At 69.7% G+C, this 12,567-nt stretch carries 12 protein-coding genes; 3 read left to right on the forward strand and 9 right to left on the reverse strand.

From position 1 onward, the window contains the following. Nucleotides 1-22: 22 nt before the first annotated feature. The 9 genes from HWX08_RS11185 to HWX08_RS11225 form a co-directional block, all read right to left on the reverse strand. Nucleotides 23-538: an SRPBCC family protein gene (locus HWX08_RS11185; RefSeq protein WP_174919573.1), complete on the reverse strand. Its 516-nt coding sequence runs from the start codon at nt 536-538 to the stop codon at nt 23-25. A 44-nt stretch (nt 539-582) separates the two neighbouring features. Then, nucleotides 583-1,215: a LolA family protein gene (locus HWX08_RS11190; RefSeq protein WP_174919574.1), complete on the reverse strand. Its 633-nt coding sequence runs from the start codon at nt 1,213-1,215 to the stop codon at nt 583-585. Beyond that, nucleotides 1,212-1,643, reverse strand: coding sequence for a cupredoxin domain-containing protein (locus HWX08_RS11195; RefSeq protein WP_236858177.1), 432 nt, complete (start codon nt 1,641-1,643; stop codon nt 1,212-1,214). Before HWX08_RS11195 ends, HWX08_RS11190 begins: the two co-directional genes overlap by 4 nt. A gap of 28 nt (nt 1,644-1,671) precedes the next feature. Next, the gene (locus HWX08_RS11200; protein WP_174919575.1) at nt 1,672-2,454 is read right to left on the reverse strand and encodes an anti-sigma factor family protein; all 783 of its coding nucleotides are present in this window, start codon (nt 2,452-2,454) and stop codon (nt 1,672-1,674) included. Further along, nucleotides 2,451-2,966: a sigma-70 family RNA polymerase sigma factor gene (locus HWX08_RS11205; RefSeq protein ID WP_069255927.1), complete on the reverse strand. Its 516-nt coding sequence runs from the start codon at nt 2,964-2,966 to the stop codon at nt 2,451-2,453. The genes HWX08_RS11200 and HWX08_RS11205 overlap by 4 nt, the downstream gene beginning before the upstream one ends. 28 nt (nt 2,967-2,994) lie before the next feature. After that, on the reverse strand, nt 2,995-3,354 hold the full coding sequence (locus HWX08_RS11210; protein WP_174919576.1) for a COG4315 family predicted lipoprotein: 360 nt from the start codon (nt 3,352-3,354) through the stop codon (nt 2,995-2,997). Nucleotides 3,355-3,672: 318 nt separating this feature from the next. Further along, a complete protein-coding gene (locus HWX08_RS11215; protein WP_174919577.1) occupies nt 3,673-6,780 on the reverse strand; it encodes a beta strand repeat-containing protein in 3,108 nt (1,035 codons plus the stop codon). Between the two features lie 496 nt (nt 6,781-7,276). Continuing rightward, the gene (locus tag HWX08_RS11220) at nt 7,277-8,521 is read right to left on the reverse strand and encodes an NAD(P)/FAD-dependent oxidoreductase (RefSeq protein WP_174919578.1); all 1,245 of its coding nucleotides are present in this window, start codon (nt 8,519-8,521) and stop codon (nt 7,277-7,279) included. Nucleotides 8,522-8,588: 67 nt separating this feature from the next. After that, nucleotides 8,589-9,368, reverse strand: a complete 780-nt coding sequence (locus HWX08_RS11225; protein ID WP_174919579.1) for an ABC transporter substrate-binding protein — start codon at nt 9,366-9,368, stop codon at nt 8,589-8,591. Between the two features lie 380 nt (nt 9,369-9,748). Here HWX08_RS11225 and HWX08_RS11230 point away from each other — a divergent pair, with 380 nt between their 5' ends. The 3 genes from HWX08_RS11230 (at nt 9,749) to HWX08_RS11240 (ending at nt 12,480) form a co-directional block, all read left to right on the forward strand. Next, nucleotides 9,749-10,711, forward strand: coding sequence for an ornithine cyclodeaminase family protein (locus HWX08_RS11230; RefSeq protein WP_174919580.1), 963 nt, complete (start codon nt 9,749-9,751; stop codon nt 10,709-10,711). Further along, nucleotides 10,708-11,502 carry a helix-turn-helix transcriptional regulator gene (locus HWX08_RS11235; RefSeq protein WP_174919581.1) on the forward strand — a complete coding sequence of 265 codons (795 nt, stop codon included), beginning with the start codon at nt 10,708-10,710 and terminating at the stop codon, nt 11,500-11,502. Before HWX08_RS11230 ends, HWX08_RS11235 begins: the two co-directional genes overlap by 4 nt. A gap of 246 nt (nt 11,503-11,748) precedes the next feature. Next, complete coding sequence (locus HWX08_RS11240; protein WP_174919582.1) at nt 11,749-12,480, forward strand: DsbA family oxidoreductase; 732 nt, start codon at nt 11,749-11,751, stop codon at nt 12,478-12,480. Nucleotides 12,481-12,567 lie beyond the last annotated feature (87 nt).

Here is a 12,567-nt window from a genome sequence, read left to right on the forward strand (position 1 = left end):
GCTGTCGCGCACTCACCCGCATTCAGGCATCGGCGCAGCCCGCATCGGACAACGGCCGGAACGTGCGGCCATCCGTCTCGACGGCCGCGCCCAGCAGGCGTGCGAGCCCCTTCGCGCCTTCGCGCATCACGACGTCGTGATTCCATCGGAACAGCGGGCGGCCGAGCGGCTCCAGCCAGTTCATCCAGCGCGCGTGCGTGTGGATGTGCCAGTCGTAGCGCACGATCGTGCGTGCGCCGGCGGCGACGAACGACCAGCATCCGTCGCCCTCGATCGCGCCGCTCGCGCGGCCTTCGAGCACATGCGGCGGCTCGACGCGCCGCACGCGCATGTCGAAGGTCAGCCGGTAGGGCAGCGCCCCCTTCCACGTATACCGGTGCAGCGCACCAACCCCGCGCGCGTCGCCCGGCTCGATCTCGACGGTGCTCACCGCGCCCTTCCACCAGTCGGGCCAGCGGTCGACCTGGTAGATCGCGCCCCACACCACCACGAGCGGCGCGTTCACGCGCCAGGTCGTCGAGAACCGGTATTCCGCCATGCGGCCTCCATCACGCGTGTCTACGGCCTGCGTCAGCGCACCGCTCAGGGTGCGAAAAAGCGTTCGGGAAACGCGACGTCGATTTCGACGTCGTCGAGCGTCACGGTTTCGAGCGGCACGTCGCCGTCGTCCGCGAAGCTGACGACCTTCAGCGGAAAGCCGTCCTCGGTATCCAGCCACAGCCGGTAGCGATGCACGCCGTCGACCACATGCGCGGGCGCACCGGTGACCGACACGCGCAGCGCGGTCCGGCCGCCGACGGCCTCCTCGCCTTCGGTCACCGTCGCACCGCCCTCCTGCAGCGCATGGACGTTGCGCAGCAGTTCGCCGACGTCCGACCGGTCGACCCGGTGGCCGCTGCGGTCGCGCACGAGCGGATTGGACGGCGACAGCGTGAGCGCGGGCGGCGCATGTTCGCCGAACGGGCGCAGCCGCACCTTGCCGTCGCCGGGATCGTACGCGAGCACCGCGCCGCGATGCGGCGACACGAAATCCATCCGCACGAAACCCGGTTTCAGGTACGCATAGCGGAATTCGGTGTGTTCGCCGCCGCGCGCCGACGAACGGATCGTCGCGCGATACGAGCGGACGTGGTCGAAATGCGCCTGCGCGACGGTCACGGGATCGGCGGTCATGCTCGCTCCTATCAGGCTCGCGGCCAGCAACGCGGCGATCACGGCGCCGCCTCGACTTCGAGCACGCCTTCCATCCCGCGCTCGCGATGGCTCCTGAAAAACAGCAGCCGATGCGTGCAATAGTAGGCGAACCGACCCGGCTGCGCTGGCGTGAAGCGAAACGTCCTCGGCGTCGTGCCGAGCTCGGTGTGCACCGCGATGCCGGCCTGCGGCGCAGAGATTTCGAAGCTGTGCGGCACCACGCCGGGTTCGGCCGAGACGGTCAGCTCGACCGGCACGCGCGCCCGCACGATCACGTGGTTCGGCCGGAAGAAATAGCTGCCGCCGACGATCGCCACCCGCTGCACGCCGTCGGCGTCGACGGGTACGCGCACCGGCGTGTCACCGTCCGCCCGAGCAAGCACGGTGCCCGCGGCGAGCAACGCCGGCACCAGCATCGGCACGAGCCGCTTCGTCATCGTCATCTTCATCGCCTGCTCGGTGCCGGCGCCGGGCGCGTCAGCCCTTCCACGCGTCGGTCGGGCCGCCGAGCGCACCGCACGCGTCGATCGCGAGTTCGCGCAGGCGCCGTTCGTCGCCCTGCCCGGACAATGCGTAACCCATTCCGCGATCCGACCAGAAATACGTGTAGCGGCCGGCGGCCGACATCGCCTGCGGCGCGAGCCGACGGGCATCGTACGCCGTCATGTACAGCGTCACGCGCGCGCCGTCCGCGCGCTGGTACATCAGTTGCGCGGCCGGCCCCGCGTCGCCGGGGAGCAGCCGGCCGCCGAGCAGCGTGTAGCCGTATTCGTCGAGCGACGGCGCGCGCACGGGCCGCCCGAGACGCGCGGACAGCCATGCGACGAGACGTTCCGGATCGCCCGCATCGACTTCGACCGGATGCTGGCGGTCGGCCACGTACGTCGCATACGCAACATCCGCGCGCGCGGCGAACGCCGGTTCGCTGCCGAACGTCATCCAGCCTGCATGCAGCGCGATGCCGATCAGCAGCCCCGCCGCGAGCCCGGCGAGCGCATGGGCGAGCCCGCGCCGGCGCGGCGCGCGGCGCTGCACGAACAGCGCGGGCGCAGCGGCCGGCAGCGGGAACAGCGCCTGCAGCGCGTCGCGCTGCGCGCGGTAATGCGCGAATCGTTCGGCTTCCTGCGGATCGGCCTGCAGGCGTTCGAGCACCTCGCGACGCTCGGCGGCCGAAAGCTCGCCGTCCAGCAGCGCGGACAGCAGTTGCGCCGACGCATCGGCATCCTGCTCGTTCGAAGGCTTGTGCGGTTCGTCCATCATGTCTTCCCGATCACGCGTAACGCGGCCGTGCCGTGCGCCGATGGCTCGTCCGACAACAGCGAACGCATCTGCGCGCGCGCCCGCGCGAGCCGCGACATCACCGTTCCCACCGGTACGCCGAGCACCTGTGCGGCATCGCGATAGCTCAACTCCTCGAGCGCGACCAGCAGCAGCACCTCGCGCTGTTCGACCGGCAACCGGTACAGCGCGCGCTGCACGTCGCGCAGCACGAGCCCGCCGATCTCGCCGGCCGGTGCGGCCATCGTCTGCCACGGTGCGGTGGCGTCGTCGACCGCGATCTCGTGCCGCGCGCGCAACTGGTCGATGAAGCGGTGCCGCAACAGCGTCAGCAGCCATGCGCGCAGGTTGCCGCCATCGCGCGGCGGGCGGTTCAACGCGCGCTCGAGCGTGTCCTGCACGAGATCGTCCGCCCATGCGCGGTCGCCCGTCAGCGCACGCGCATAGCGCGTGAGATGCGGCAACCACACCAGCAGATCCGATTCGTAGCTCATCAGGAGGCCTCGCGCGCCGCCCGCCCGGTCACGGACGCGCGACGTGCCACATGCCGCCGATCCCGTCACCGCCCGCATCGCCGGGCTTGCGATCCTGCTTCCACCGATACAGCGGGCGCCCGCGGTATGCCCATTGCTTGCTGCCGTCGTCGCGCGCGACGAGACCGAGCGCGCCCGTTGCCTTGTCGTACGCGTCGGCGAGCGCGGGCGGCCAGTTGGCCGCGCATGCGCTGTCGCACGCGCTCTTGCCGGGCGCATCGCGATCGAAGACGTACAGCGTCATGCGATCTTCGTCGACCAGTTTCCCGTCGCCGGCCCGGGGCGGTTCCGCGGCGGCCGGCCGCACGATGGCCACCGTCAGCGCGGCGGCGACGAATATCCGTTTCATGTCCTGTCTCCTTGGCACGTTATCGCGACATGGCGGCGCCGGTCGGGACGATCGGCTTCGTCACGATCATTATCCCGCCGGCCGGTTCTGCCGGGATGCGGTATGTAAACGGATGGAGACGGCCGGTTATTCCACGCCGCTCGCTGGTCGACGCGCGTGTCGGCAGCGGCCGTTCATGCGACGAAAGAAAGCGGGACACCCAAAGACAACGCGGCATGACATCCCTGTCATGCCGCGTTGCGCGACCCGTTGCGCGACCCGTTGCGCGACCCGTTGCGCACGGCGGCCGATCCTGCGCCGCCGTGCTCGCCCGGCCCGTTACTTCGGCAGTGCGCCCGTCAGCGACTGGAGCAGCGACGACACCGGTGCGAGCGGGTTGCCCGGCGTGCCGTTGCCCGAGTGCGGCGTGACCGACAGGCCCGGCGCGGAGCCGAGTGCCGTGCCCACCGTCGTGCCGACGGCGTTGACGACCGTCGCCGTCGCGTTGGCGCCCGTCGTCAGCAGCGAGCCGACCGCACCCGCCGTGCCGCCGGCCGCGTTCGCGCCCGAGCCGAGCAGGCTGCCGCCCGCCGCCGCCGTCGAGCCGGCCGCGCCGGACAGCGCGCCGGCCGCTTGTCCGAGCGCCACCGGACCGTTCGCGAGCGCGCCCGTCACCGAACCGAGCGCACCGGTCAGCGCGCCTGCCGGGTTGCTGCCGCCGGTCAGGCCGCTCACGAGGTTCGTGATCGGGGCGATCGGGTTGCTGCCTGCCGCGCCCGACAACGTGCCGACGACCTGGTTCACGACGCCTTGCACCGGCGCCAGCGGGTTCGAGCCGCCGAGGTTGCCGAGTGCGCCGACGACGGAGCCGACCGCGTTACCCAGTGCGTTCGTGGCCGTGCCGACCGCATTGTTGTTGCTGAGCGTGCCGACGACCTGGTTCACGACGCCTTGTACCGGCGCCAGCGGATTCGACCCGCCGAGGTTGCCGAGTGCGCCCGTCACCGAGCCGAGTGCGCCGGTCAGCGCGCCGGCCGCGTTGCCGCCCGTCGGCAGCGCGTTCTGCAGGCCGTTGACGAGGTTCGTGATCGGCGTGATCGGGCTGCCGCCGCCGACGCCGGACAGCGTGCCGACGACCTGGTTCACGACGCCTTGTACCGGCGCCAGCGGATTCGCGTCGCCGAGCGTGCCCGCGAGCTGCGTGACGACGCCTTGCACCGGCGCGAGCGGGCTACCCGCACCACCGACGTTGCCGAGCGTGCCGGTGATCGTGTTGACCGCGCTGCTCAGCGCGCCGGCCGGGTTACCGCTGCCGAGCGTGCCGGTGACCTGGTCGACGACGCTCTGGATCGGTGCCAGCGGGTTCGAGCCGCCGCCGATACCGCCCAGAGCACCCGTTACCGTGCCGAGCGCGCCGGTCAGGGCGCCAGCCGGGTTGCCGCTGCCGAGCGTGCCCGTGACTTGATTCACCACGCCTTGCACCGGCGCCAATGGGTTCGAACCGCCGCCGATGCCGCCCAGAGCGCCCGTTACCGTGCCGAGTGCACCGGTCAGTGCGCCTGCCGGGTTGCTGCTGCCGAGCGTGCCCGTCACTTGGTTCACTACGCCTTGTACTGGCGCCAGCGGGTTCGAGCCGCCGCCGATGCCGCCCAGAGCACCCGTTACCGTGCCGAGCGCGCCGGTCAGTGCGCCGGCAGGGTTGCCGCTACCGAGTGCACCCGTGACTTGGTTCACTACGCCTTGCACCGGCGCCAGCGGGTTCGAGCCGCCGCCGATGCCTCCCAGAGCACCCGTTACCGTGCCGAGTGCGCCTGTCAATGCGCCTGCCGGGTTGCTGCCGAGTGCGCCCGTGACTTGATTCACTACACCCTGCACCGGTGCCAGCGGGTTCGAGCCGCCGCCGATGCCGCCCAAAGCGCCTGTTACCGTGCCGAGTGCGCCGGTCAATGCGCCTGCCGGGTTGCCGCTGCCGAGTGCACCCGTGACTTGATTCACCACGCCTTGCACCGGCGCCAGCGGATTCGAGCCACCACCGACGCCACCCAATGCGCCCGTGACCGTACCGAGAGCGCCAGTCAGTGCGCCTGCCGGGTTGCCGCCACCAAGGGCACCCGTGACTTGATTCACCACGCCTTGCACCGGCGCCAGCGGACTCGAGCCACCACCGACACCGCCCAATGCGCCCGTCACCGTGCCAAGTGCGCCGGTCAGTGCACCTGCCGGATTGCCGCCGCCCAGCGCGCCCGTCACTTGGTTCACTACGCCTTGCACCGGTGCCAGCGGGCTCGTACCGCCGCCGATGCCGCCCAGAGCGCCCGTCACCGTGCCGAGTGCGCCGGTCAGTGCGCCTGCCGGGTTGCCGCTGCCCAGCGCGCCCGTGACTTGATTCACCACGCCTTGCACCGGCGCCAGCGGATTCGAGCCGCCACCGATGCCGCCCAATGCGCCCGTTGCGGTACCGAGTGCGTTGCTCAATGCCCCGGTCGCCGTGTTCAGCGCGCCCGTCAGCGCACCAGCCGGGTTGCCGCCACCCAGCGCGCCCGTCACCTGATTCACGACACCCTGAACGGGTGCCAACGGGTCCGCGCCGCCACCGATGGCGCCCAGCGCGCCCAACGCCCCCGTCACGTTGCCGATCGCACCGGTCAACGTACCTGCCGGATTGCCAGCGCCTAGCTCGCCCGCCACCGTACCGAGTGCCCCCGTCAACGCACCAGCCGGGTTGCCGCTACCGAGTGCGCCTGTGACTTGATTGACGACGCCTTGAACCGCCCCCAGCGGGTACGATCCACCGCCGACATTACCCAGCGCCCCGGTCACCGTGCCAAGCGCACCCGTCAACGCACCCGCCGGATTGCCGCTACCGAGCGCGCCGGTCACCGTACCAAGCGCACCCGTCAACGCACCGGCCGGATTGCCGCCACCGAGCGCACCCGTGACTTGATTCACCACGCCTTGAACCGGTGCCAGCGGATTCGCGCCACCGCCGACGCCACCCAATGCGCCCGTGACCGTGCCAACCGCGTTGCTGAGGGTCCCCGTCGCCGTATTCAGCGCACCGGTCAACGCACCCGCCGGGTTGCCGCCGCTCAGCGCACCCGTGACCTGGTTCAATACGCCCTGGACCGGCGCGAGCGGCTGCACCGTGCCGCCACCACCGCCGAGTGCGCCCGTCACCGCCCCCACGGCACCGGACAGCACCTGGCCGGGATCGCCCAGCGACGTCTGGATCGCGCCTGCCCCGCCGGCCGCCACGGTGACCGAGCCCAGCGGCGACGTACCCGTCGCGACCAACCCGACCGACACGCTGTGCGTCGGCGGGTTGACGATCACTTGCGGGATCGGAAGCGCATCCAGCCCCCCCGCCAGCGCGGAACCCGAAGCCAGCACCCCGAACACCGCCGCGACCGACAGCGCCACACCCGTCAATTTGAAATTGTGTCCCATCTTTATTTTCCCCATCTCGGTTGGCACAACGTTGATAAAGCATGGGGACGGATTGCACGAAGTGTGCCAATTCCAAAAACGGGCTGATTTCGTCTGCTTATTGACGCTTAATAGCGATTTTTAATCGAATTCAGCCGAAATACACGGCCGCGGCACGGCAATCGTCAGATGAAAAAGATCGACGGAACACCGATGTAACGTAACGTTTGCGAGCCGCGCGGTAACGTGTTCCGGTACATACCGCGTAACACCGGAGCACGTCGCGTGACGATGCGCCACACCGACCGGGCCGGCTGCCCATTACGCATTTCAGCAATATGAAAATGCATTGATAAATCGCCTATTTCCTTATTTTCCTTATTTGGCGATTATCTTTCTTGCCGATTACGCAGATCATTTCCGATTGCGTGATTTCCGTTAATTCGGATAGCAAACTGAAACATTGTGAAGACTGCGCCGCAGTCGGCGCGCATGCGGGGCCGCGCGCGCCGCCAGATCAGCCGAAGCGTGCGGGCCGGTATGGATGGGGATCGATATAGGTCGGCGCGCCCGTCATCATTTCGGCGAGCAGGCGCCCGGTCGCGGGGCCGAGCGTGAGCCCGTGGTGGCAATGCCCGAATGCGAACCATAGATGGCGATGGCGCGGCGCGGGCCCGATCACCGGGCGCATGTCGGGCGTGCACGGCCGCATGCCGAGCCACGGTTCGGGATCGAGCCGCTCGCCGATGCCGAACGCGTCGCGCGCGAGCGGCTCCGCCCGTGCGAGCTGCACGCCGGTCGGCGGTGCGCCGCGCAGCGCGATCTCGACGCCGGTCGTGAGCCGCAGGCGGCCGCCCTCCATCGGCGCGACGACGAAACCTTCCTCGGTATCGCACACCGGCACGTTCAGCGGCGTACGCGTCGGCCGGTAATGCATGTGGTAGCCGCGCTTCGCCCGCAGCGGAATCCGGTAGCCGAGCGGCTCAAACACGTGATCGGACCACGGCCCGAGCGCGACCACGGCCGAACGCGCCGAGATCGGCCCGTGTTCGGTGCCGACCCGCCAGCCGTCGTCCACCTGCACGAGTGTCCGTGCATCGCCGAGTACGAACGTGCCGCCGTCGCGCTCGAACAGCCGTGCATACGCCTTGGTCAGCCCGCCGGGGCTCGACACGGTCTTCGGGTCCTGCCAGTGGAATGCGCCGCAGAACGCGTCGCCGATACCGGGTTCGCGTGCGCGCAACGCACGGGCATCGAGCACCGTCATCCGCAGCCCGTGCGCGTCGGCCACGCGCTGCTGCACGCGCGCTTCCGCATCGAACAGCGCGGGCGAACGGAATGCCTCGATCCACCCGCCGTCATGCACGAGCGGCTGCGCATCGGTGCGCGCGAGCAGCGCGTCGTGCTCGACCACGCTCGCCGCGACGAGCGGCAGCAGGTCGCGCGCGGCGGCGGCGAGCCGCTGCGGCGACGATTCGCGCCAGAAGCGCGCGAGCCAGCCCGCATACGCGGGCAGCGCCCGGTAGTCCCAGTACAGATCGACCGAGCGGTTGCGTGCATAGCGCAGCAGCGTGCCGAGCCGGCGCGGAAACGCATACGGCACGACCGACGAGCGCTCGATCAGCCCCGCATTGCCGTGGCTCGTTTCCTCGCCCGGCGCGCGCCGGTCGACGAGCGCGACACGAAGCCCGCGATCCTGCAGATGCAGCGCCGACGACACGCCGACGATGCCGGCCCCCAGAACGATGACGTCGAAATCCATGGTTCCCCGTACTGCGTCGAAAGTCGATGCGACACGCGCCGGCGCGACGGCCGGCGCGCGGCGGTGGTTACTTCGCGACGATGTCGCGCTTGAAGTACTTCTGCGACAGCGCGCTGAGCGTGCCGTCCTTCTTCAGCGCGTCGAGCGCGCCGACGATCTTCGCCTGCAGCGCCTTGTCGCCCTTGCGCATCCCGAAGCCCGTGCCTTCGCCGAGGGTCGCCGGATCCTTCAGCGGCTCGCCGACGATCTGGTAGTCGCGGCCGGCCGGCTTGTCGAGGAAACCGTCCTGCGCGGTCTGCGCTTCCTGCACGGCCGCGTCGAGGCGACCCGCGACGAGATCGGCGTAGATCTGGTCCTGATCCTGGTACGACACGACGGCCACGCCCGCGTCGGCCCAGTGCGCCTTCAGGAAATCCTCCTGCGACGAGCCCTGCAGCACGCCGACGTGCTTGCCGCGCAGGCTCGCGACGTTGGGCCGCAGCGGCGAGCCGCGCTTCGCGATCATCACGATCGGCACCACGTAGATCGCCGGCGTGAAGTCGATGCTCTGCCGGCGCTTCGCGGTGATGTTCATCGCCGAGTTGATTGCGTCGAACTTGCGCGCCTGCAGCGCCGGGATCAGGCCGTCGAACGCATTCTCGACCCATACGCATTTCATGTTCAGCTTCGCGCACACCGCGTTGCCGATGTCGACGTCGAAACCCTGCAGCTGGCCGGCCGGCGTCTTGCTCTCGAACGGCGGATAGGCGGCTTCGATCCCGAAGCGCAACGTGGTTTGTTCCGCATGGGCCGTGACGGCCGCGCAGGCAAGCGCCGCAACGGCGCAAAGGGAGAGCTTCCAGTTCATGACGGTCCTTCCGTTCCGGATTGAGGCGATGAAGATCGGTACACGACGGCGCCGGCCAGGCGCCGGATCGACATTCGAAAAGCGGCGGCCCGCACGCGGCGACGCATCGTGTCCTGCACGCGAAATATAGACTCAAAGTCTACTATGGACTATAGGGGATACGTGGATCGCGCCCCGAGGAGCGACGTCGGAACGTCGCCAGTCGCGCGGAATTCCGTTGATTCTTCTACGTTTTTCCGTGATCCATCGACAACTCGAAGTCTCAAAAAGAAAAATCATCCAGATTTCGTTTGTCTATATTAGACTTTTCGTCCATCACGAACACCGCCGGACAGCGTCGAATGAGACGGACCTGTCCGGCCCCGACCGGAGATGTCCCCATGACGCAAACCGCCCCGAATCTGCCGCTGACCGTCGACGAAGCCGCGGTGCGCGCCGCGCTGCCGTCGCTCGACGTGCTCGGCACGCTGCGCCGCATGTTCGCGTCGCTCGCCGCAGCGCGCGCGGTGCAGCCGCCGCAAACGCTCACGCTGTTTCCCGACCAGGCCGGCGACTTCATCACGTATCTCGGCGCGCTCGCCGACGCGCAGGTGTTCGGCGCGAAGCTGTCACCTTATGTCGTGACGGGCGGCAAACCCATCGTGACCGCCTGGACCGCGCTGATGTCGATGCGCACGGGCCAGCCGCTGATGTGGTGCGACGCGGGCCTGCTGACCGTCGAGCGCACGGCCGGCACGACCGCGCTCGCGGTCGACTGCCTCGCGCCGCGCGGCGCGCGCCATCTCGCGATCGTCGGCGCGGGCGCGGTCGGCCTCGCGCACCTGCGGCACACGGCGGGATTGCGCGACTGGGAGACGATCCGCGTGTACTCGCCCGCGCTGGCCGGCGACACCGCACAGCAGGCGACGCTCGCGCAACGCGATCCGCGCGCCCGCGCCGCCGCGAGCGTCGAAGCCTGCGTGCGCGACGCGGACGTCGTGATGCTGTGCACGTCGTCGGGCACGCCGGTGCTCGGCGACGGAATGCTCACGCGCCCCGCGCTCGTCACGTCGATCAGCACGAACGTCGCGCGCGCGCACGAGATCCCGCCCGCGTGGCTGCCCGACATGGACGTGTACTGCGACTACCGGCACACGACGCCCGCGAGCGCCGGCGAGATGCAGATCGCGGCGGCCGAGCACGGCTGGGACCCCGCGCGAATCGTCGGCGACCTGCCCGCGCTCGTCGCCGGCGCCTGTCCGGCGCCGTCGTACGCACGTCATGCGTTCTTCCGCTCGATCGGCCTCGGGCTCGAGGACATCGCGATCGCGCACGCGCTGTACACGCATCTCACGCGCGCATGAGCGGCACGCGCACGCGGGGCCGATACAATGGCGCAACCGCCGCGGCGGCCGCGCGCGGGCGCACGGGCATGCCGGCCAACGGCGTGCCGCGACGTCTGCCCGATGCGCCGCCCGGCCCCCGTCCACCCGAGATGGCGACACCGATGCGCAAGAAGAAATCCCCCGTCAAAGACCTGCTGCTCACCCGCTATGCGCCGATCGCCGACGGTATCGCCGCGCTGTTCTTCCCGTACGCGGAAGTCGTGATCCACGACCTGCACGACCAGACCGTGCTGTATCTCGCGAACAACCTGTCGAAGCGCGAGGTCGGCGACGATTCCGCGCTCGAGGAAATCGATCATTCGGCGCGCGAGCGCGTGATCGGCCCGTACGAGAAGCTGAACTGGGACGGCCGGCGGATGCGCTGCGTGAGCAACGTGCTGTTCGACGACGAAGGCCGCCCGGCCGGGATGATGTGCATCAACTTCAACATCGCGGTGTTCGACGAGGTGCGCGCGACGCTCGACCTGTTCATCAAGGGCGCGGGCGTCGTCGCGCAGCCGGACGAGCTGTTCCGCGACGACTGGCAGGAGCGCATCAACACGTTCCTGCACGGCTGGCTGCGCGAGCGGCAGGTCGGGCTGAACGGGCTCACGCGCGAGCATCGGCGCGAGCTCGTCGAAGCGCTCTACGCGGAAGGCGCGTTCCGTGGCAAGAGCGCGGCGAACTACGTCGCGAACGTGCTCGGGATGGGGCGCGCGACGGTCTACAAGCACCTCAAGCACCTGAAGGAAACGCAGGGCGACGCGTAGACAACGCGCGTCGCCGTGGTTCGGTAGCCAGCGCTCGACGCAGGCCGGGATCGGCAGCCGCTATCGGGACGCCGCTTCCGTGTCTATGCTTCGGGAAACGCCCCGCGCCCGTTTCGCGTAGCCGCATGACCACGCCGAAGCACCGAAGCACCGAAGCACCGAAGCACCGAAGCACCGAAGCACCGAAGCACCGAAGCACAAAATGATATAGTCCCGGTTACATTTTTTTGCTGCCCGGAATCGCCCATGACGACCGCTCCCGCCCCGACTGCCCGCCCGACCCTGACCGTCGAGATCTGGTCCGACCTGATCTGCCCGTGGTGCTGGATCGGCAAGCGCCGTTTCGACGAGGCGCTCGCCGCGTTCGCGCATGCGGAGCGTGTCGACGTCGCGCTGCGCGCGTACCGGCTGATGCCGGGCCAGCCCGTCGAGCCGGTCGAGGCGATGCTGGCCGGCAAGTACCGGATGTCGCCCGCGCAGGTCGACCAGATGCTGCGCCAGGTGACCGATGCGGCCGCGAGCGTCGGGCTGCGCTACGACCTGCCCGGCACGCTCGTCGGCGACACGCTCGACGGCCACCGGCTCGTGAAGCTCGCGGAAGCGACGGGCCGCGCGCACGCGCTGACCGAGCGGCTGTACCGCGCGTATTTCTGCGAGCACGGCTCGCTGTTCGATCACGCCGAGCTGACCGAATTCGCGGTCGAAGCCGGGCTCGAACGTTCGGCCGTCGAAGCCGTGCTGCGCAGCGACGCGTACCGCGACGACGTCGAAGCCGACGCCGCGCGCGCCGCGCAGATCGGCGGACGCGGCGTGCCGCTGTTCGTGTTCGGCGGCCGCTATGCGGTGTCGGGCGCGCAACCGGCCGACGCGTTCGCGCAGGCGCTCGACCAGGCGTGGCGCGACGGCATCGTCGAACTCGACGGCGGCGACGCGGCCGCGTGCGGCCCCGACGGCTGCGAACTGCCGGCGCGCGCGTAACGTCCGCCGCATTCGTCGCGCGCTTGCCCTCCTGCCGCGCGACTACGCTTCGCTGCTGCCACAAACCGGCAGGAAGCACGCGCCGAT

Source organism: Burkholderia metallica, from assembly GCF_902832845.1.
GTDB lineage: Bacteria > Pseudomonadota > Gammaproteobacteria > Burkholderiales > Burkholderiaceae > Burkholderia > Burkholderia metallica.